The sequence below is a fragment of the Nereida sp. genome (genome assembly GCF_965655635.1).
Taxonomy (GTDB): Bacteria; Pseudomonadota; Alphaproteobacteria; order Rhodobacterales; family Rhodobacteraceae; genus Nereida.
Window position 1 is genome coordinate 26281 of the sequence record NZ_CBFHHE010000012.1, and the last position, 18641, is coordinate 44921.

Sequence of the window (18641 nt, forward strand, 5' to 3'; positions counted from 1 at the left end):
ATACGTCAAACAACAGGATATCCTATGGCTCATATTGATTACTATCTGGCGACGATTTCTCCTTTCACATACATGAACGGCTCCCGCGTCGAGCAGATTGCAAAAGCACATAATGCAACGCTGACATATAAGCCGCTTGATATCATGGGTCTTTTCGGCGCCACCGGTGGCACGCCGCCCAAAGACCGCCACATCAACCGTCAAGAATACCGCCTGCAAGACATGGCACGCCGCGCCAAGCTGGCGGGTCTGCCGCTGAACCTTAAGCCTGCCCATTGGCCCACAAACATGGCGCCAAGTTCCTATGCGATCATCGCGGCGCAAAACGCAGGTGGCGGCGATCTGGGTGCGTTCGTTCACGCGCTGACACGCTCATGCTGGGCCGATGAGAAAGACATCTCGCAGACAGACGTCATTGCTGCGTGTCTGACCGAAGCGGGCTTTGACGCAGGTCTGGCAGAAGCGGACATGGTGAACAGTGCCGACACATACGCGCGCAACCTCGAAGAAGGCGTGGCAGCTGGCGTCTTTGGCGCGCCGTTCTTTATTGCCGACGGCACCGAGCGTTTCTGGGGCCAAGACCGTCTTGATGATCTGGACGCATTTCTTGCAGGCAAACTCTGATCGGCCATTGGCTGTGACGTGGTCGCCCTTGAGGCGGCCTAATTAATAAAGAAAGCCCCCCGCCTAGGGTATCAGGCGGGGGGCTTTTGTTTGGGGGTGGCGGGCAATTGATCTACTGGCCCCCAAGCCGCCGCTGATCAGTTCAAGAAACGTATCAACGTCGCGTTCGGTGGTGGACCATGACGCCACAGCCCGCGCGCCCAACGGCGTATGGGGATCGCCCGTAAGATCGTGATCAAAGGGCCAGAAATAATACGCGGCACCGGCCTCATGGGCCTTTTGGTGCCCCTTGCGCGGCCAGCGGGCAAATACTTGGTTTGCGTCCGTGGGGTGTAGCAACTCACCACCTGAAATTTGCAAAATACCGTCGCTGAGCCGCTTGCCCATGGCGTTTGCGTGACGCGCCATTTCAATCCACAGATCGTCTTTTAGATATGCGTTCATTTGCGCGCTCAGATAGCGGTGTTTGGAGAACAGATGCCCGCCCCGTTTGCGCCGCAACTCAAATTCCCACGCCACTTTGGGATCAAACAAGATCACCGCTTCTACGCCCAAACAGCCGTTCTTGGTGCCGCCAAAAGACACAGCATCAACGCCTGCTTTCCACGTTATTTCAGCCGCGCTCGCACCAGTGGCCACAAGCGCGTTGGTAAAGCGCGCGCCGTCCATATGCACCCCAACGCCAAAGCTGTGGGCCACATCCGCAAGGGCGCGCACTTCGGCGGGGGTGTAGGCCGCACCCGCTTCGGTCAGGTTCGTCAGGCTAAGGGGGCCGCGCTGCGGGTTGTGCACCCCAAGTTGGCCGGTTTTCTCAATGGCGGCGTGCAGCGCAGCGGGGGTTAGTTTGGCGTCATCCCCGTCGATCAATTCAATCTTGGCACCGCCCGTGTAAAACATTGGCGCGCCGCATTCATCGACTTCGATGTGGGCCTCGCGGTGGGCAAAGATGGTCTGCCACGGCTGGCACATACACGCCAGCGCCAGCGCATTTGCCGCAGATCCTGTGGCCACTAAATAAACGGCAGCCTCGGGGGCCTCAAAGATGTCGCGAATTTGTTGGCGCACGTCGTCCATGATCGGATCCGAGCCATAGGGCATCGCGTAATCGGCATTGGCCTTTTGGACCGCTTCCATGATTTTGGGGTGCGCGCCGCTTGAGTTGTCTGATGCGAAATACATGGAAGCATTACCTTTCGGGCTGTGATGCGGTGTTGTCTGGCGGTTTTGTGAAGCGCCGCGCTTTGGCCGCTACGTCTCCGCCATACATAGTGCGTTAAGCGGTACCTGAGCGGCAAATCTACTCGGGGTCAATGATGTGGTCTTCCCACTCGTCCTCGTGGATCTCGTTTTCAGGCACGGTCCAACCTTGCACAGACACGCCCGCGTCATGCACGGTTTGCGCGCTGCCGCTGATAAGCGGGTGCCAGTCAGACAGCGGGGCCCCTTGGGCGCGCAGCTTATAGGCGCAGGTGCGCGGCAACCAATAGATGTGGTCTTCGATGGTTTTGGGTGTCAGCACGATGCATTCGGGCACAAACTGGTGGCGGATATCATATTGGCTGCATTGGCAGGTTTCCCCGTCAAGCAAGCGGCAGGCCACGCGGGTGGTCACCACTTGGCCGGTGTCTTCGTCCTCAAGTTTGTTCAGACAGCATTTACCGCAACCGTCACACAGCGCTTCCCATTCTTTGGGGCTGAGCGCGGTCAGCGGCTTTTCCCAAAACGGTTTAGACATCGGCCAGAATTTCGCGGGCTTTGGCGCAATCCGCGTCCATTTGGGTGATCAACGCCTCGAGGCTGTCGAACTTAAATTCGGGGCGCAAAAAATCCACCAAGGCCACGGAAATTTCCGCGCCGTATAAATCGCCCTTAAAGTCGAAAATGAATGTCTCGCAATTTGGCACGTTCTCGCCAAACATCGGGCGCACGCCGATGCTGGCCGCCCCTGTGTAGCTGCCCGCGTGCGGTCCGTTCAGAACGTCTGCTTTTACCACGTAGACCCCAAATTTGGGCGGGTGGCGGCCTTCGATGGACATGTTGGCAGTGGGGTAGCCAAGGTCGCGGCCGCGCTGATCGCCGCGGATCACCTCGCCCACGATCCGGTGCCAGTGCCCCAACATTTCGGCGGCCACGCGCGGGCGCCCATCGGCAAGGGCGGCGCGGATGTTGGTGCTTGAAACTTCGCCTGCATCAAGCGCCACCATCTGTGCGATTGACACGCCAAAGCCCATTTCCGCGCCAAACGCCTTGAGGGTTTCTGCGTTTCCGCTGCGCCCTTTGCCAAAGCAAAAATCCTGCCCCACGACGACATGATCAAGGCCAAGCTGATCGCAGATCACAGTCTGTGCAAAAGCGCGCGCGTCCAGCTCGGCCAAGGCTTTGTTGAATGGCACTTCAAACAGACGTTCGACACCCAATTTATCCAAACGGTTCGCCTTGGCTTCGGCGTTCATCAGGCGGAACGCGGGTGTAGTCGGGGCAAAGAAATTACGTGGATGCGGTTCAAACGTCATGATCCCAAGGGGCACGCCGCGGCGTGTGGCCTCGGCGCGGGCAATGTCGATCACCGCTTGGTGGCCAAGGTGCACCCCGTCAAAATTACCGATGGCAGCCACGCCGCCACGGTTGTCGGGATCAACGAAATGAGTGTCTCGGATGATGCGCATAGGCCAAGGCGTAGCGCCCGTACGCGCGCTGCGCAAGCGCTAGTCGAACTTGCGGCTTGGGGCCATTACAACAGCTTCGCCTTTGAGGACTTTCTTGCCGTTGATTTTGCAGTGTGTCTCCATGGTGACGCGGCGTTTGGGGATGTCCATGTCGGTCACGGTAACCACAGCGTTCACCATATCGCCTGGGCGAACGGGGGCCAAAAACTTAAGCGTCTGGCCCAGATAGACCGTGCCATGGCCCGGAAGTTGTTCACCGATAACTGCACTGATAAGCCCCGCAGTCAGCATCCCGTGGGCAATGCGCCCCTCAAAAATCGTGTCGTTGGCATAGTCGTCATCAAGATGGACCGGATTATGATCGGTGGAGACTTCGGCAAACATCTCAATATCGCGGTCAGTTATGACCTTGCGCAGATTACGGCTCATGCCGATTTCGATGTCTTCGATACAGATCGTGCCGCGGGGTGCGTTATCCAACATTGCGAGTATCCCAAAGTAACAATTGCGCTATTCGTAATGGCTACACGAAATAAAATTACTTTGCAACTGCAGAATAATTTATATGCAATTTATCGCAGGTATCCGATTGTATAGCTGGGATTGACCATTTCGCCTTGTAAATAGGCCTCAAGGGCTGTGGCGTCTGGCTGGGTGTCTGTTTTTGTTTCAGCCTTGGCCAAGCCACCGCTGATGAACAAACAGTCAAGATCTTCGCCCATGGCACCGGCAACGTCGGTGATGATTCCATCGCCAATGGCCAGAATGCTGCTGTCGGATACGTTAGGGCGCAGGGCCGCAAGGCGGCGACGCGCAAGGTCATAGATCGGCGGGTGCGGTTTGCCGAAATAGAGGCTTTCGCCGCCCATCTCTGTGTAGAGATCCGCCAGAGCACCGGCGCACCACTCACGATGCTCGCCGCGGTCCACCACGATATCGGGGTTGGCACAAAGCAGCTTCATCCCCTTTTGTTTGGCGTACAGAAATTCGGGGCGCATCACGGACGGATTAGCTGTGGGGTCCATGGGGCCACAGCACACGATGCCATCGGCCTGATCCAGCGGGACTTGGGTGATTGTAACGGGCGCGTCGATGACGTTGAGCGGTCTGAAGAACGACTGGTCGTGATCCTCGCCGATGAAATAGACTTTTTCGCCCACTACACCGCGGAACATCGCGGCGCGTGCACTGTCGCCTGACGTCGCAATATCGTCCCAACAATCCCGCGGCAGGCCCATGCCATCAAGTTGATCCGCCACAGAGGCACGCGGGCGCGGAGAGTTGGTGACCATGATAACCGTGCCGCCTTGCGCCTTGAACGCCTGAAGGGCAGCTACGGCTTCGGGGAAAGGGGTGATGCCGTTATGCACACAGCCCCAGAGATCGCAAAACACCGCGGAATACTGATCAGAAATTTCGGACAACTGCGTGACGATCTGGGACATGGGATGTCTTTCTGGCGGTGTGGCCGTGACGGGGAGGGGACGGTTAGCGAAGTGTGGTGCGGGAACATGTGCTGGCGCGCAAGGTCGGTTCCCTGCGCGCCAAAGGTGGGGTCTTAAGCCAGCTTAAGGTTCGGGATGATTTGCTTTTTGCGGCTCATCACGCCCGGCAGAACCACGCTGTCACCAGTGACCGTTGCGCCGAACGATGCCTCTGCCACAGATTTTGTCAGCGCGTTGGGCACCAGCATGGTGGCTTCCTCGTTCAGGATGTCGACCACAAAGAGCAGCACCTGATCCACGCCGTCTTCGCTTGCCACAGTTGTCATGCTGTCCATCAAAGACGCCGCGCGGTCGAGCACGATGGCGGGCTTTGTGGTCTCCAGAACAGACACGCGGAATTTGGTGCCGTCCACGGCGTATTCCTTGCTGTCCATGCGCAACAGCTCGGCGTCGCTAAAGGCGCTGACATCTGATTTGGCGGCGAACATTTCATCGGCGTAAGCGTCAAGATCAAGGCCCAGATCGGCGGCCAAAGCGCGGGCCAGATCCGTGTCCGTCTGTGTGGTTGTCGGCGAGCGGAACGCCAGCGTGTCAGACAAGATACACGACAGCATCAGGCCTTTGATTTGCTCGGGCATTTCGGCGGCGTGCGCGCCCATCAGATCGTGCATGATCGTGGCAGTGCACGCCAGCGGGCGGATGGTGATGTCGATGGGGCCTGCGGTTTCAAGGCCGCCCACAAGCTTGTGGTGGTCGATGATGGCCGTGACGTTGAGCGCGTTGATGTTGGAGGGCAACTCGGCGGGGTTGTTGGTGTCCACAACGATGCAGTCTTGCCCGTCTTCAAAAGCGTCGACGATCTGGGGTTTGGTTGCATTCCAACGGGTTATGACAAATGCGGCCTCTGTGTTCGGCTCGCCCAAAAGAACGGCGCGCGCATCACCGCCGGTGTGGTTGATGAACCATTCCCAGATCAGCGGAGCGCTGGTGCTGTCTGTGTCGGGGGATTTGTGGCCGAAAATCAAGGTCGTCATTGGATGGTCTACCCTTTAAAAATGGAGTGCTTTTGAGGGCGTTATAGGCCCAAGCAATGGCCTTGTCACCCGCCCGCATCGATGGCTAGGATGCGGCGTTATGAGCACCAGCATCACCCCCGCGAAAATCAAGGAAACGGACCTTTATGGGCCGGTCAAAGCGTTCCTTGAAGGGCAGGGCTACGAGGTGAAGGGTGAGATTGGTGCGGTGGATGTTCTGGCGCTGGGCGGTGCGGAGGAGGGCGGCGAGCCGTTGATCGTGGAGTTAAAGATTGCCTTCTCATTATCGCTTTTTCATCAAGGGGTTGCGCGATTATCTGTCAGCGATCTTGTTTATGTTGCGGTGCCCTATCAGAGCGGCAAACGCTGGCGCGCGGGACTGAAGGCGAACGTGACGCTGGCGCGCCGGATGGGGCTTGGTATCATGACCGTGCGTCTTGAGGACGGGTTGGTGCAGGTTCACTGTGATCCGGTGCCTTACGCGCCGCGCAAAAATACCAAGCGCAAGACAGCTTTGTTGAAGGAGTTTGCCAAGCGCAGCGGCGACCCCAGTAAAGGCGGGGCGACGCGGGCGGGCTTGGTGACCGCTTACCGGCAGGACGCCATTAAAATTGCGGCGCATCTGGCGGGACACGGGGCCAGCCGCGGCGTGGATGTGCGCGATGCCACAGGAGTAGCGCGCGCCACTACTATGATGCGCGACAACCACTATGGGTGGTTCGAAAAAGTGACGACCGGTGTCTACGAGCTAAGCGATACGGGCCGCGCGGCGGTGGAAAGCTAGGGCAGATGCGCCCATGTCAGCGGGTTTGCCGTACTCACTGGCCTGTGCCTTCAGGGACAGCGCCATCGCCGTAAAGCAGATCAACGGTTGACTGGGGCACAGAAACCTCGACGGCATTATCGGCTGAACTGTCCCCGATTTTACCTGAACAGCCCGACAAGGCAGTGATTGTAAGCAGGCAAAATGTAGAGAGTAAACGCATAGACTTATCCTCGAACCAATTAAGAATCTGCACACAGGCTGTGTGCTTGCCTGCTTTTGGACAACAAAAAACCTAATAATTGATGAATTGGGGCTTATTTCGCGCCTTAATTGCTAAAAGTGGCAATATTTCGTGAACAGTAGCGCGTGAATCTTAGGAATTGTTTTACTTTCGTATAGGCACTTAGCGCCAAGGCGTTGTGTTTGCCTGGCGTGAAACTCGGGTTTTTTAGGGGGCGTTTTAGTCCGTGACCCAGCTGTAATGTACGCGAAATGGACGGTGTTTGAGCGGCTGAATTTGAGTGCAAAAAGAATCTTGGGAGGGGCTGTTGACACCTTCATGGACGCCGCCTAACTATCGCTCGTTAGCACTCGCCCAGAGTGAGTGACAAGAATTGAAACTTGAAACTAAGGAGCTGCACAGATGGCAATTAAACCACTTCATGACCGTGTATTGGTCGAGCGCGTGGAAAGCGAAGAAAAAACAGCGGGTGGCTTGATCATCCCTGAGTCCGCAAAAGAAAAGCCTGCGGAAGGTGTGATTGTTGCTGCTGGTGAAGGCGCACGCAAGGACAGCGGTGAGCTGATCCCGATGGCCGTCAAAGAAGGCGACAAAGTTCTGTTCGGCAAATGGTCCGGCACAGAAGTGACTGTCGACGGCAAAGAGCTGTTGATCATGAAAGAAAGCGACGTTCTGGGCATCCTGTCCTAAGCGTTTCTGTTTTCAGTTCATATAAATACACAAGATTTTAAGGAGCATTTGAAATGGCTGTTAAAGAAGTCAAATTCGACACAGACGCCCGCGACCGCATGCTGCGCGGCGTAAACACGCTTGCTAACGCGGTTAAAGTTACGCTCGGCCCCAAAGGTCGCAACGTAGTTTTGGACAAATCATTCGGCGCACCGCGCATCACCAAAGACGGTGTATCTGTTGCCAAAGAGATCGAGCTTGAAGATAAGTTTGAGAACATGGGCGCGCAGATGGTCAAAGAAGTGGCCTCACGCACCAATGACGAAGCTGGTGACGGCACAACAACTGCTACAGTACTTGCACAAGCCATCGTTAAAGAAGGCATGAAGTCTGTTGCAGCTGGCATGAACCCAATGGACTTGAAGCGCGGCATCGACCTTGCAACTGCTAAAGTTGTTGACGCGATCAAAGCGGCAGCACGCCCTGTTTCTGACAGCGACGAAGTTGCACAAGTTGGTACCATCTCTGCAAACGGCGAAATCGAAATTGGCCGTCAAATCGCGGATGCGATGCAAAAAGTGGGCAACGAAGGCGTTATCACTGTTGAAGAGAACAAAGGTCTGGAAACAGAAACCGATGTTGTTGAAGGCATGCAGTTCGACCGCGGTTACCTGTCACCCTACTTCGTGACCAACCCAGACAAAATGACAACCGAGCTGGAAGATTGCTTGATCTTGCTGCACGAGAAGAAATTGTCTTCACTTCAGCCAATGGTTCCACTGCTCGAAACAGTGATCCAGTCCGGCAAGCCACTTCTGATCATCGCAGAAGACGTAGAAGGTGAGGCGCTTGCCACACTCGTCGTCAACAAACTGCGCGGCGGTCTGAAAATTGCGGCTGTTAAAGCACCTGGTTTCGGCGATCGTCGTAAAGCCATGTTGCAAGACATCGCGATCCTGACTGGCGGCCAAGTGATTTCCGAAGATCTGGGCATGAAGCTTGAGTCTGTCACAATGGACATGCTGGGCACAGCCAAGCGCGTTGCGATCACCAAAGACGAAACAACAATCGTTGACGGTGCTGGTTCCAAGCCAGAGATCGAAGCTCGCGTGACACAAATCCGTCAGCAGATCCAAGAAACAGACAGCGATTACGACCGTGAGAAGCTGCAAGAGCGCGTTGCCAAACTGGCAGGCGGTGTTGCTGTTATCCGCGTCGGCGGCATGTCAGAAGTCGAAGTAAAAGAGCGCAAAGACCGCGTTGATGATGCCCTGAACGCGACACGTGCCGCTGTTCAAGAAGGTATCGTTGTTGGTGGTGGTGTTGCTCTGGTACAGGCTGCCAAATCGCTTGACGGTCTCGAAGGTGCAAACAACGATCAAAACGTTGGTATTTCGATCGTGCGCAAAGCCATCGAAGCGCCACTGCGTCAGATTGCTGAAAATGCCGGTGTTGACGGTGCAGTTGTTGCGGGCAAAATCCGCGAGAGCGACGACAAATCGTTCGGTTTCAACGCACAAACTGAAGAATATGGCGACATGTTCAAGTTCGGCGTCATCGACCCAGCAAAAGTATGCCGCACCGCGTTGCAAGACGCCGCATCTGTTGCATCACTTCTCATCACAACCGAAGCAATGGTTGCTGATAAGCCATCGAAAGACGGCGGCGCACCAGCAGGCGGCATGCCTGACATGGGCGGCATGGGCGGCATGATGTAATCACCCATAGTTCCCCGTTTCCGGGGAATGGGTGACGCATCTGCGTTCACGAAAATTGGGGCCTCTCCTGTGTTGGAGGGGCCCTTTTTGTTTGCCGGACGTGTTCTGGTGTCAGGTCGTCTTGTGACACCGTGCGGCAGGTGATGCTGGCGGTGTGGGGGGGAGATACCGTAGGCATATCTGAGAGAATGAAAGTGACCGCCTGATGCGCCTGATCCTGTTGATATGCCTAACGATGCTTGCGTTTGCGGCGAACTCTTTGCTGACGCGCGCCGGGGTTGTGGCTGGTGCGGACCCGATGCAGTTTGCGGTGCTGCGGGTTGTGGCGGGGGCGGTTACGTTGTGCGGATTGGTTGCGCTGCGCGGGCGTCATTCGGTCGGTGGCTTTCAGCTTTTTGCGGCTCAGCGCGTGTTTGGCGCGCTCGCGTTGGTGACGTATCTGATTGGGTTTTCCCTTGCTTACCGTGTCCTTGATGCAGGGCTTGGCGCGCTCATTTTGTTTGGCGTCGTGCAAATGGGATTGTTCGGATATGCCCTTGTGCGCCGACAACCGGTTAGCGTTTTTCGTTGGAGCGGCATGTGGTTGGCGATGGTTGGCCTTGCTTGGTTTGTCTGGCCAGTGCCCGCTGCGGTGGATGAAGGCGTGGTGCGTGTTGATCTTTGGGGCGCGGTCTTGATGGCTGTCGCGGGTCTTGCGTGGGCGGCCTACACAGTTAACGGGCAGGGCGCGCGTGACCCCTTGGGCGCATCAGCGGGTAACTTTGCGTGGGCGGCTGTTGGGATGTTGCCGGTGTTGGTTTTGGTGCCAAGCGGCGCGATGCCGCTGATTGGCGCGCTTAGCGCAATTTCGTCTGGGGCCATCGCTTCTGGTTTGGGGTACGCGCTGTGGTTCAAGGTGTTGCCGCAAATCCATACAACGACCGCTGGCATCGCACAGTTAAGCGTGCCGGTCATTGCGCTTGTTTTGGGCGCGGTCCTTTTGGGCGAAGTGCCGAATGTTCGCGCGATGCTTGCGGCCTCTGTGGTCATCGCGGGCATCGGGGTCGCGATGATCCCAAGCAGGGCGCGGGCCTAGCCGTCTGCTAAGGCGTGATGAAGTTAACGTGGCCCATTTTTCGGCCCTGTTTGACGTCAGCTTTGCCGTACAGATGCACCGCCGCGTTTGAGCCAAGCAAAGCTGGCAGCCGGTCCATATCATCCCCGATCAGGTTTTCCATCCGCACGTCGCTGTGGCGTGTGCCGTCGCCCAAGGGCCATCCGGCGATGGCGCGGATGTGCTGTTCAAACTGGCATGTGGTGCAGCCGTTTTGCGTCCAGTGACCAGAGTTGTGCACGCGCGGGGCGATCTCGTTTACGACCAAGCCTGTGGGTGTCACAAAAAGTTCAAGGCCCATGACGCCTACGTATTCAAGGGCGTTCAAGATTTTGGCGGCCATCAAAACCGCGTCCATCCGCTGTGGCGCGGGGACAGTTGTGGGCACTGTGGTGGTGCGCAAAATGCCGTCTGAATGCACGTTTTCGCCTGGATCATAACAGACCACCTCGCCTGATGGGCTTCGCGCGGCGATGACGCTGATCTCGCAGCTGAACGGGACAAATCCTTCTAGAACACATGGCGCGCCTTGGACCGCTTCAAGGGCGGCGGCGGCTTCAGAGATGTCGTTTATGCGGACTTGGCCCTTGCCGTCATACCCAAAGCGGCGGGTTTTCAAGATCGCTGGCGTGCCAAAAGTTTCGAGTGCTTTGGTTAATGATGCCAGATCGGTGATGTCAGCATACTGCGCAGTGCGCAGGCCCAAGCCGCTGAGAAAGTCTTTTTCGGTCAGGCGATCTTGGCTGGTTGAAAGCGCTGCGCGGCCCGGCCGGATTGTGCTGTGGTCCTGGATCAGATCAAGCGCCGCCGTGGGAATGTTTTCAAACTCATAGCTGACCACATCAACAGAGCGCGCAAAATTCAACAGCGCGTCGGCGTCGTCATAGGCGGCTTTGAAATGGTAATTGGCCACATGCGAGGCAGGGCAGTCACCGGCGGGTTCAAAAATGCAGGTCTTGAAGCCAAGGCGCGAGGCCGCAACGGATAACATTCGCCCCAGCTGACCGCCGCCCAAAATGCCGATTGTCGCGCCTTGGGGCAATGCGCCCGCGGGCAGTGTCGCGGTGTCAGTCATCTGTTGGCTCCTGCGGGATGGATGCGGATAAATCAGCGCGCCATTTATCGAGCCGTGCGGCCAGCGTATCATCAGATGTGGCCAAAATACCGGCGGCCATTAGGCCTGCGTTGGCAGCACCTGCCGCGCCAATCGCCATGGTCGCAACGGGATATCCTTTTGGCATTTGCAGGATAGAATACAGGCTGTCCACACCCGAAAGTGCCTTGGTTTGAACGGGCACACCCACCACAGGCACGCGGGTTTTGGACGCCATCATACCGGGCAAATGGGCGGCACCACCCGCACCTGCGATGATCACTTTGAGACCACGCTCGGCGGCGGTTTTGCCGTATTCCCAAAGCCGGTCAGGGGTGCGGTGCGCCGAGACGATCTTGGTCTCATAGGCGATGCCTAATTCATCGAGGATTGTGGCTGCGTTTTTCATGGTAGGCCAATCGCTTTGGCTGCCCATGATGATACCGACTGTGATGGACATAGCGCGCCCCTTTTCGTGGTGTTGATCGCGCGGGGCGGTCGTTGTTGAGGTCGTTATAACGCCGTTGGCCTGTTACGCAATCGGCGCGCCGAAATTGAACGCGGCTGTGGGCGGGTTGGCCGTATGTCAGGCGATAATATCGGGGGTGATGCGGTCTTCGAGTTGCGCGATACGATCTTTCAGGCCGAGTTTTTGTTTTTTTAGGCGCTGCAACGTGAGCCGGTCAAAGGGGCTGTCCGTCAGTGCTTCGATCGCTGTGTCCAGATCACGGTGCTCTTGGCGCAAAACTTCAAGTTTGATGCGCAACACATCTTCGCTTGGCATCTCCATTTGCGCGTTCATTTGCAGTCCTCTGTCTGGGCTTTTGCCGATGTATCTGGGGACCAGTCATCGATCTGTTTCACTTAACTACCTGATTCTAGCCTATTTCACCTAGGAAAACCTTGCGAAGCCGTAAACGCGCCCCCATATTTTATCCCATGAAGCGCATTGCCTTGATTTGGGGTGCGCCTTGATACCGTCGCTTGACTGAAAAGGACGAATAGATGACGAAATTAACCTTGGGGACCCATCCCTATTTGTTGGGGTTTGAGCAGCTTGAGCGCTTGGTTGAGCGCAGCGCGAAGACCGGAAACGATGGATACCCGCCCTATAATATCGAACAAACTAGCGACACATCTTACCGCATCACGCTTGCGGTGGCTGGATTTGGCGATGATGATTTAAGTATCACCGTGGAAGACAGCCAACTTGTGATCCGTGGCCGGCAAACTGATGATAGTGAGGGTCGCGTTTTCTTGCATCGTGGGATCGCAGCGCGGCAGTTCCAGAAGTCTTTTGTGCTGGCAGACGGCGTTGAAGTGGGTGCCGCACGGATTGAGAATGGGCTGTTGCACGTTGATCTGAACCGCGCAGTGCCAGACCGGATCATCCAGAAAATCGAAATTTCAAAAGGGTAAGTGGGGGGAATCGATATGAAAAATGACGTTTCAAATTCAACAGACGCGCGTTTTGGCGATAACAGCAAGTTGGTTTACGTAAAGCCGATTGCCCTTGATGAATTGCCCGATGAGGTGCGTGAAAAAGTGAACGGGCAGGGCCCATTGTTTGCGGTGCACAATGATGCAGGCCAACAATTGGCGCTTGTCGCTGGACGACGTTTGGCGTTTGAGTTGGCGCGTGAGAACGATTTGCAGCCAGTAACCGTTCATTAACTGCCACAGACGCAGTAATTGGCGCTGCAGACAAAAGTGAGATCCTGATTATGCGTGCGCCATTTGAGATTGCAGGCAGTGAAATTGCGGCGGGCAGCAGACAAACTGTTGAGTTGCCCGTCAGCGTGATGGCTAACAACACGCCCGTGGGCTTGAACGTTCATGTGATCCACGGGGCGGATGAGGGCCCCGTTTTTTTCGTCAGTGCGGCCGTGCACGGCGACGAAGTGGTGGGCGTTGAGATTTGTCGCCGTCTTTTGGCCAGTGTTGATCCCGAATTGTTACGCGGTACGCTGCTTGTGGTGCCGATTGTAAATGCGTTCGGATTTCTGAACCGGTCGCGATATCTGCCGGACCGGCGGGATTTGAACCGATCGTTTCCTGGCTCATCCAAGGGGTCTTTAGCGTCCCGTTTGGCCCAGATATTTTTGCGCGACGTTGTTGAGCGGTGCAGCTTTGGTGTTGATTTACACTCAGCTGCGATCCACCGCACAAATTTGCCCCAGTGCCGAGTGTCAGCGGGTAATGCGCGTACGCTGGCTATGGCGCGGACATTTGGAGCACCTGTTATTTTGACATCAGATCTGCGCGAAGGCTCGTTAAGGTCCGAGGCGGCAGAACGCGGGGTTGATGTGCTTTTGTATGAAGCGGGCGAAGGGCTTCGGTTTGATGAGTTTGCGGTGCGCGCGGGCGTGATGGGCATAATGCGTGTGTTGCACGGCGCTGACATGGTGGACGACACGGACTTTGATCCGGTGATCACGCCGTCCCTTTTGTGCAGTTCATGCCAGTGGGTGCGTGCGCCCGCAGGCGGCTTGTTGCGCGCGTTCAAAGGGGATGGCGACGTGGTCGAAAGGGCTGATTTACTGGCGGCGGTGAGCGATCCGTTCGGCGCAGAAGAGCATGAAATTCTGGCCCCAGCCCCCGGGATTGTGGTGGGCCGCGCGGTGCTGCCCGTTGTGAACGAAGGGGATGCAGTGTTTCATTTGGCGGCCGTGCGTCAAGGAGATGCGGAAGCGACCGTGGAAGAAATTGCTGCGCAGCTGGATGCCTCTCCGCTGTTTGATGAAGATGAAATTATTTAGGCGGGTAGCAAAAAAGGCAGGGTGTGTACCCTGCCCTTGTGCGTTTCCGGATATGTCCGCGATCAGAAGTTAGGCGCGGATTAGGCCGAGGCTTTCAAGTTTAAGAAGCACTTGGTGCGCACAGTTATCGACATCGACGTTTTCGGTCTCAACACGCAATTCCGGGCTTTCGGGAATATCGTAAGGGTCTGAAATACCAGTGAATTCCTTGATCTTTCCTTCGCGCGCAAGCTTGTAGAGACCCTTGCGGTCACGGTGCTCACATTCTTCAATTGACGTGGCTACGTGGACCTCGATGAAGGCGCCAAACTGTTCAATATCTTCGCGTACGGCGCGCCGCGTCGTGGCATAGGGGGCGATTGGTGCGCAAATGGCGATGCCACCGTTTTTGGTAATTTCCGATGCAACATAGCCAATGCGGCGGATGTTTAGATCGCGGTGCTCTTTCGAAAAGCCGAGCTCGGAGCTGAGGTTTTTGCGGACGATATCGCCGTCAAGCAAGGTTACGGGACGTCCGCCCATTTCCATCAGCTTCACCATAAGCGCGTTTGCGATGGTGGATTTGCCAGAACCAGAATAGCCCGTGAACAGCACTGTAAATCCTTGCTGCGCGCGCGGTGGGCGGGTTTTGCGCAACTCGTTCACGACGGCCGGGAACGAGAACCACTCGGGGATTTCCAAACCTTCGGACAGGCGGCGGCGCAATTCGGTGCCGGAGATGTTCAGGATTGTGACGTCATCTTTGTCGGTAATTTCGTCAGCAGGTTCGTATTGGGCGCGGTCTTGGACGTAGACCATGTGTTTGAAATCAACCATTTCGATGCCCATTTCCGCTTGGTGTTCGCGGAACAAGTCTTGGGCGTCGTAGGGGCCGTAAAAATCTTCACCGGCCGAGTTTGCGCCGGGGCCCGCGTGGTCGCGGCCAACGATGAAATGTGTGCAGCCGTGGTTTTTGCGGATGAGCCCGTGCCAAACCGCCTCGCGGGGGCCCGCCATGCGCATCGCCAGATTCAATAGCGACATGGTTGTGGTGGCTTGTGGGTATTGATCAAGGATCGCCTCGTAGCAGCGCACCCGCGTGAAGTGATCAATGTCACCCGGCTTTGTAAGTCCCACAACGGGATGAATAAGCAAGTTGGCTTGTGCTTCTTTTGCAGCGCGGAACGTCAGTTCTTGGTGGGCGCGGTGCAGTGGGTTGCGCGTTTGAAAAGCGACCACTTTGCGCCATCCAAGTTTGCGAAAATAGGCGCGCATTTCATTCGGTGTGTCGCGCCGTGCTTTGAAATCATAGTGAACTGGTTGCTGAATGCCTGTGACGGGACCGCCCAGATAAACCTTGCCTGCCGTGTTATGAAGATAGTTAACGGCAGGGTGCGCGCTGTCGTCGGCGCCAAAAACTTGTTTGGCTTCGTGGGCTTTGTCTGGTGTCCAGCGGTCTGTGACAGTCATGGTGGCGAGGATGACGCCCTCTTGATCGCGCAGGGCGATGTCTTGGCCGATTTCCAAACTTTCGGCGTAGTCTTCGGCCACATCAAGGGTGATTGGCATGGGCCAAAGGGTGCTGTCCGCAAGGCGCATCGTGTCCACGACGCTGTTGTAATCGTCTAGGGACAAGAACCCTTTGAGTGGGTTGAACCCACCGTTCAACAAAAGCTCTAGATCGCAGATTTGGCGTGGTGTCAGATCGTGGCTAATCAGATCGCCTGCCTCGGCTTTAAGCTTTTGCGCGCTTTCATAGCTGACATAGAGTTCGGGGATTGGGGTAAGGTTAGCTGCCATTGTCATTGGATTACTCATTTGGGGTATATCGGTCCTAGGTGGCTTCCGGTTACCCAAGCAATGTGGCGAAAATCGTGCAATGGCGCGGCAATCCCGCCCAAACCGCGCCTAACTGTAATTAAACGCGGTTCGGGTGCATGATTGACTTATTCGCCCGCCAAAAAACGTTCGGCTTCAAGGGCGGCCATGCACCCCATGCCGGCAGAGGTGACCGCTTGGCGGTATTTGTGGTCCGTCAAATCACCCGCGGCGAAGATGCCTGGGATGCTGGTTTCGGTGCTGTCTGGTTTGGTCACCACATAGCCGCCCATGTGTGTTTCAAGCACGTCTTTCACCAATTCGTTGGATGGGGCGTGGCCGATCGCTACGAAGACACCCTTACAGGCGATGTCCTGTGTCTCGCCTGTTTTGACGTTGCGCACGGTGATGCCTTCCACCCCGAGAGGCGTGTCTGTGCCGGTAACCTCAACCATTTCATGATCCCACAGTGGGACGATTTTCTCGTTCTTCATCAGGCGGTCAATGAGGATTTTTTCAGCGCGCAGCGTGTCACGGCGGTGCACCAGCGTGACTTTTGAAGCGAAGTTGGTCAGAAACAACGCCTCTTCAACAGCAGTGTTGCCGCCACCGATCACCACAATTTCCTGACCGCGGTAGAAAAAGCCGTCACAGGTGGCACAGGCCGATACGCCAAAGCCCTTGAACTTTTCTTCGCTTTCAAGCCCCAACCACTTGGCCCGCGCGCCTGTTGCCAGAATAACCGCATCGGCGGTGTAGGTCGTACCGCTGTCGCCGTGGGCGGTGAATGGACGGGAGGTTGTGTCGAGCTTAGTGATGATATCACCGATGATTTCGGTGCCCATGGCGGCGGCGTGATCTTGCATGCGGACCATCAAATCAGGGCCCTGAACTTCCGTATCACCGGGCCAGTTTTCGACCTCGGTTGTGGTGGTCAACTGGCCGCCTGGCTCAATACCCTGAACCAAAATTGGGTTCAGCATGGCACGACTTGCATAGACGGCGGCGGTATAGCCAGCAGGGCCAGAACCGATGATGAGAACTTTGGTGTGGCGTGTGTCGGCCATGGCGGGCTTCCCTTTATGGTGCGGCTTTTGAGGCCGTAAATGAGGTGGCAGAAGATTGCGGTCAGTGAAAAGATATAAACGGCATTTTCAGGGGTTGAAAGGGGGCGGCTAAGCGAATAGCTGCGCATAAATATTGCGCAATGTTGAAATATTGTTGCGCGCTCAAAGCGGCTAACGTAAGAAAGGCGCTGAACTTTAGGGGGATACTTTAATGGCTGGTGCAAAACTGGACCCGATTGACCGGATGATTTTGGCCGAGCTTCAAGCGGATGGCCGCATGACAAACGTGGAATTGGCCAAGCGCGTTGGTATTTCTGCGCCGCCGTGTTTGCGCCGTGTGCGCACGCTTGAGGACGCGGGCTACATCAAAGGCTATCACGCACAGGTTGATGCGCGCGAGCTTGGTTTTGAAGTGCAGGTGTTCGCGATGGTGGGTCTACAGTCTCAGGCAGAGAATGATCTACGCGAGTTCGAGCAGCGTTGTGAAGGGTGGCCGTTGGTGCGCGAGTGTCACATGTTGAACGGTGAAGTTGATTTCATTTTGAAATGTGTGGCCCCTGATCTGAGCAGCTTTCAGTCGTTTTTGACTGGCGAGCTGTTGACCGCGCCAAATGTTGGCAGCGTCAAAACATCGCTGGTCATTCGCGGCGCCAAAAACGAGCCGGGCGTGCCGTTTGACGTATTGGAAAGCCGTCTCAACACCGAGGCGTAAGTCAGAAATATTCTGTGGGCTTAGGCGATTTGCTTGTCTGGCCCTTGGGCGTCACTGACGATGCGCGGGTACGCCAAAGGGCCGAAGTCACTGACGCGTGTGACATGCGGAAAAAACGATAAATAGAGTTCAAGCATCTGCGCATTTGTTTGCGCGGTTGCCTGCTGGCCCGGGTGATAGGTCTCGATGCCCATACCGTTTGCGAAAATTACCGCATGCCGCTTTAGCGCAATATGGTAGATTTGAACGGGGCTTGACGGTGTGATCTCAATGACATTCATGCCGTCGATAAGTGAGCGCACAGGCACCAAAACGCCGTCGGTGCCTAACGTATCCGTGCAATTTTGCCCGCGTTGCAAGACGCGCGCTTTTGGTCCCAGCATGAGATCCGGAGCAGGCCTGCCCATCCCGAAACTGTCCATGGGTAACCGCATGAGGTGACCCATTTCAGGGGATTGGCGCGGTGCGTTTGGAACAAGCGTCAATGTGCCTTTCCAAAGAACGGTCTCTTGGGTGGTGCGGCTGTTGTGAGAGGTTGTGATTACATCTCCGGGCCACAGATCTTCAATCGCGCGTGGGCCGTCTGGTGTCGCGATGAGCGTTCCGCGCGCTATCGCCGCGAAGGCGCTTTCGAATAAATCGGATGCCGGTGCGAGTTGTGAGATATCTGCGACCGTGCCGTCGGCCCGCAGGAAGCTGGCTTCGTACTTGCGCAGCAAGGGCTTCTTAGACTGGCGTGTCGGTTGTGCCGTGAGTGTGCGTGCTGACACGGCCGTTGGCTGTTTTGTACTTACTTGGGTTATGGGGCGTGGCGGATAATACATCGGCACCTCAAGGGGTTGTTTACGCGGCAGTTTTCTTATGTTCAGACGCCAGCGAAGATGATGTGGGTGTGGACTGGCGCGGCTCACTCAAGCGTATTTTCTTGCTGCTGCGTGACCACGGCATTTGGTGGTG

General features: G+C 56.3%; 22 protein-coding genes. 9 read left to right on the forward strand and 13 right to left on the reverse strand.

Going from position 1 to position 18641, the window contains the following annotated elements:
* Positions 1-24: 24 nt before the first annotated feature.
* Positions 25-624: a 2-hydroxychromene-2-carboxylate isomerase gene (locus ACTF5M_RS05745; protein WP_438960107.1), complete on the forward strand. Its 600-nt coding sequence runs from the start codon at positions 25-27 to the stop codon at positions 622-624.
* A 63-nt stretch (positions 625-687) separates the two neighbouring features.
* Here ACTF5M_RS05745 and ACTF5M_RS05750 read toward each other — a convergent pair whose 3' ends face one another.
* The 6 genes from ACTF5M_RS05750 to ACTF5M_RS05775 form a co-directional block, all read right to left on the reverse strand.
* Positions 688-1803 carry a threonine aldolase family protein gene (locus tag ACTF5M_RS05750; protein WP_438960108.1) on the reverse strand — a complete coding sequence of 372 codons (1116 nt, stop codon included), beginning with the start codon at positions 1801-1803 and terminating at the stop codon, positions 688-690.
* Positions 1804-1921: 118 nt separating this feature from the next.
* Positions 1922-2359: a YcgN family cysteine cluster protein gene (locus ACTF5M_RS05755; protein WP_438960109.1), complete on the reverse strand. Its 438-nt coding sequence runs from the start codon at positions 2357-2359 to the stop codon at positions 1922-1924.
* Positions 2352-3290, reverse strand: coding sequence for a bifunctional riboflavin kinase/FAD synthetase (locus tag ACTF5M_RS05760; protein WP_438960110.1), 939 nt, complete (start codon positions 3288-3290; stop codon positions 2352-2354). Before ACTF5M_RS05760 ends, ACTF5M_RS05755 begins: the two co-directional genes overlap by 8 nt.
* 39 nt (positions 3291-3329) lie before the next feature.
* A complete protein-coding gene (locus ACTF5M_RS05765) occupies positions 3330-3773 on the reverse strand; it encodes a MaoC family dehydratase (protein WP_438960111.1) in 444 nt (147 codons plus the stop codon).
* Positions 3774-3862: 89 nt separating this feature from the next.
* The gene (locus ACTF5M_RS05770) at positions 3863-4735 is read right to left on the reverse strand and encodes a TIGR01459 family HAD-type hydrolase (RefSeq protein ID WP_438960112.1); all 873 of its coding nucleotides are present in this window, start codon (positions 4733-4735) and stop codon (positions 3863-3865) included.
* A gap of 113 nt (positions 4736-4848) precedes the next feature.
* The gene (locus ACTF5M_RS05775; RefSeq protein WP_438960113.1) at positions 4849-5769 is read right to left on the reverse strand and encodes a manganese-dependent inorganic pyrophosphatase; all 921 of its coding nucleotides are present in this window, start codon (positions 5767-5769) and stop codon (positions 4849-4851) included.
* Between the two features lie 100 nt (positions 5770-5869).
* On the opposite strand from ACTF5M_RS05775, the gene ACTF5M_RS05780 reads away from it, so the two are divergent.
* Positions 5870-6553, forward strand: coding sequence for a DUF2161 domain-containing phosphodiesterase (locus ACTF5M_RS05780; RefSeq protein WP_438960114.1), 684 nt, complete (start codon positions 5870-5872; stop codon positions 6551-6553).
* A 34-nt stretch (positions 6554-6587) separates the two neighbouring features.
* Here the strand turns inward: ACTF5M_RS05780 and ACTF5M_RS05785 are convergent, their stop codons facing one another.
* Complete coding sequence (locus ACTF5M_RS05785) at positions 6588-6755, reverse strand: hypothetical protein (RefSeq protein WP_438960115.1); 168 nt, start codon at positions 6753-6755, stop codon at positions 6588-6590.
* 423 nt (positions 6756-7178) lie between these two features.
* On the opposite strand from ACTF5M_RS05785, the gene ACTF5M_RS05790 reads away from it, so the two are divergent.
* The 3 genes from ACTF5M_RS05790 to ACTF5M_RS05800 all read left to right on the forward strand — a co-directional run bounded on the left by ACTF5M_RS05790 (position 7179) and on the right by ACTF5M_RS05800 (position 10238).
* Positions 7179-7466, forward strand: a complete 288-nt coding sequence (locus ACTF5M_RS05790) for a co-chaperone GroES (protein WP_438960116.1) — start codon at positions 7179-7181, stop codon at positions 7464-7466.
* A gap of 53 nt (positions 7467-7519) precedes the next feature.
* A complete protein-coding gene (groL, locus tag ACTF5M_RS05795) occupies positions 7520-9163 on the forward strand; it encodes a chaperonin GroEL (RefSeq protein WP_438960117.1) in 1644 nt (547 codons plus the stop codon).
* A gap of 205 nt (positions 9164-9368) precedes the next feature.
* The gene (locus tag ACTF5M_RS05800) at positions 9369-10238 is read left to right on the forward strand and encodes a DMT family transporter (protein WP_438960118.1); all 870 of its coding nucleotides are present in this window, start codon (positions 9369-9371) and stop codon (positions 10236-10238) included.
* 7 nt (positions 10239-10245) lie between these two features.
* On the opposite strand, the gene ACTF5M_RS05805 is transcribed toward ACTF5M_RS05800, so the two are convergent.
* The 3 genes from ACTF5M_RS05805 to ACTF5M_RS05815 all read right to left on the reverse strand — a co-directional run bounded on the left by ACTF5M_RS05805 (position 10246) and on the right by ACTF5M_RS05815 (position 12151).
* The gene (locus tag ACTF5M_RS05805) at positions 10246-11331 is read right to left on the reverse strand and encodes a 5-(carboxyamino)imidazole ribonucleotide synthase (protein WP_438960119.1); all 1086 of its coding nucleotides are present in this window, start codon (positions 11329-11331) and stop codon (positions 10246-10248) included.
* Positions 11324-11809, reverse strand: a complete 486-nt coding sequence (purE, locus tag ACTF5M_RS05810; RefSeq protein ID WP_438960120.1) for a 5-(carboxyamino)imidazole ribonucleotide mutase — start codon at positions 11807-11809, stop codon at positions 11324-11326. Before purE ends, ACTF5M_RS05805 begins: the two co-directional genes overlap by 8 nt.
* Before the next feature lie 126 nt (positions 11810-11935).
* Complete coding sequence (locus tag ACTF5M_RS05815; protein ID WP_048599444.1) at positions 11936-12151, reverse strand: YdcH family protein; 216 nt, start codon at positions 12149-12151, stop codon at positions 11936-11938.
* 203 nt (positions 12152-12354) lie between these two features.
* On the opposite strand from ACTF5M_RS05815, the gene ACTF5M_RS05820 reads away from it, so the two are divergent.
* The 3 genes from ACTF5M_RS05820 to ACTF5M_RS05830 are packed head-to-tail and all read left to right on the forward strand — an operon-like array spanning position 12355 to position 14108.
* Positions 12355-12768, forward strand: a complete 414-nt coding sequence (locus tag ACTF5M_RS05820) for an Hsp20 family protein (RefSeq protein WP_048599445.1) — start codon at positions 12355-12357, stop codon at positions 12766-12768.
* Positions 12769-12783: 15 nt separating this feature from the next.
* A complete protein-coding gene (locus ACTF5M_RS05825; protein ID WP_438960121.1) occupies positions 12784-13023 on the forward strand; it encodes a DUF1150 family protein in 240 nt (79 codons plus the stop codon).
* Between the two features lie 44 nt (positions 13024-13067).
* Complete coding sequence (locus tag ACTF5M_RS05830; RefSeq protein WP_438960147.1) at positions 13068-14108, forward strand: succinylglutamate desuccinylase/aspartoacylase family protein; 1041 nt, start codon at positions 13068-13070, stop codon at positions 14106-14108.
* A gap of 69 nt (positions 14109-14177) precedes the next feature.
* Here ACTF5M_RS05830 and ACTF5M_RS05835 read toward each other — a convergent pair whose 3' ends face one another.
* A complete protein-coding gene (locus tag ACTF5M_RS05835) occupies positions 14178-15893 on the reverse strand; it encodes a bifunctional sulfate adenylyltransferase/adenylylsulfate kinase (protein WP_438960122.1) in 1716 nt (571 codons plus the stop codon).
* Between the two features lie 140 nt (positions 15894-16033).
* Positions 16034-16972 (reverse strand): thioredoxin-disulfide reductase, encoded by a 939-nt coding sequence (gene trxB, locus ACTF5M_RS05840; protein WP_438960123.1) that lies wholly within the window; start codon positions 16970-16972, stop codon positions 16034-16036.
* A 211-nt stretch (positions 16973-17183) separates the two neighbouring features.
* On the opposite strand from trxB, the gene ACTF5M_RS05845 reads away from it, so the two are divergent.
* Entirely contained in the window at positions 17184-17684 is a 501-nt protein-coding gene (locus tag ACTF5M_RS05845; protein ID WP_048599450.1) for an Lrp/AsnC family transcriptional regulator, read from the forward strand.
* A gap of 20 nt (positions 17685-17704) precedes the next feature.
* Here the strand turns inward: ACTF5M_RS05845 and ACTF5M_RS05850 are convergent, their stop codons facing one another.
* Entirely contained in the window at positions 17705-18508 is an 804-nt protein-coding gene (locus tag ACTF5M_RS05850; protein ID WP_438960124.1) for a Hint domain-containing protein, read from the reverse strand.
* Between the last annotated feature and the right edge of the window lie 133 nt (positions 18509-18641).

Coding starts and splice junctions, on each gene's coding strand:
- ACTF5M_RS05770 (WP_438960112.1), bottom strand. CDS start 4,735: ATGTCCCAGATCGTCACGCAGTTGTCCGAAATTTCTGATCAGTATTCC.
- ACTF5M_RS05765 (WP_438960111.1), bottom strand. CDS start 3,773: ATGTTGGATAACGCACCCCGCGGCACGATCTGTATCGAAGACATCGAA.
- ACTF5M_RS05800 (WP_438960118.1), top strand. CDS start 9,369: ATGCGCCTGATCCTGTTGATATGCCTAACGATGCTTGCGTTTGCGGCG.
- ACTF5M_RS05805 (WP_438960119.1), bottom strand. CDS start 11,331: ATGACTGACACCGCGACACTGCCCGCGGGCGCATTGCCCCAAGGCGCG.
- ACTF5M_RS05850 (WP_438960124.1), bottom strand. CDS start 18,508: ATGTATTATCCGCCACGCCCCATAACCCAAGTAAGTACAAAACAGCCA.
- ACTF5M_RS05815 (WP_048599444.1), bottom strand. CDS start 12,151: ATGAACGCGCAAATGGAGATGCCAAGCGAAGATGTGTTGCGCATCAAA.
- ACTF5M_RS05785 (WP_438960115.1), bottom strand. CDS start 6,755: ATGCGTTTACTCTCTACATTTTGCCTGCTTACAATCACTGCCTTGTCG.
- ACTF5M_RS05820 (WP_048599445.1), top strand. CDS start 12,355: ATGACGAAATTAACCTTGGGGACCCATCCCTATTTGTTGGGGTTTGAG.
- purE (WP_438960120.1), bottom strand. CDS start 11,809: ATGTCCATCACAGTCGGTATCATCATGGGCAGCCAAAGCGATTGGCCT.
- ACTF5M_RS05790 (WP_438960116.1), top strand. CDS start 7,179: ATGGCAATTAAACCACTTCATGACCGTGTATTGGTCGAGCGCGTGGAA.
- ACTF5M_RS05845 (WP_048599450.1), top strand. CDS start 17,184: ATGGCTGGTGCAAAACTGGACCCGATTGACCGGATGATTTTGGCCGAG.
- ACTF5M_RS05750 (WP_438960108.1), bottom strand. CDS start 1,803: ATGTATTTCGCATCAGACAACTCAAGCGGCGCGCACCCCAAAATCATG.
- ACTF5M_RS05745 (WP_438960107.1), top strand. CDS start 25: ATGGCTCATATTGATTACTATCTGGCGACGATTTCTCCTTTCACATAC.
- ACTF5M_RS05755 (WP_438960109.1), bottom strand. CDS start 2,359: ATGTCTAAACCGTTTTGGGAAAAGCCGCTGACCGCGCTCAGCCCCAAA.
- trxB (WP_438960123.1), bottom strand. CDS start 16,972: ATGGCCGACACACGCCACACCAAAGTTCTCATCATCGGTTCTGGCCCT.
- ACTF5M_RS05825 (WP_438960121.1), top strand. CDS start 12,784: ATGAAAAATGACGTTTCAAATTCAACAGACGCGCGTTTTGGCGATAAC.
- ACTF5M_RS05780 (WP_438960114.1), top strand. CDS start 5,870: ATGAGCACCAGCATCACCCCCGCGAAAATCAAGGAAACGGACCTTTAT.
- ACTF5M_RS05760 (WP_438960110.1), bottom strand. CDS start 3,290: ATGCGCATCATCCGAGACACTCATTTCGTTGATCCCGACAACCGTGGC.
- ACTF5M_RS05775 (WP_438960113.1), bottom strand. CDS start 5,769: ATGACGACCTTGATTTTCGGCCACAAATCCCCCGACACAGACAGCACC.
- ACTF5M_RS05835 (WP_438960122.1), bottom strand. CDS start 15,893: ATGACAATGGCAGCTAACCTTACCCCAATCCCCGAACTCTATGTCAGC.
- groL (WP_438960117.1), top strand. CDS start 7,520: ATGGCTGTTAAAGAAGTCAAATTCGACACAGACGCCCGCGACCGCATG.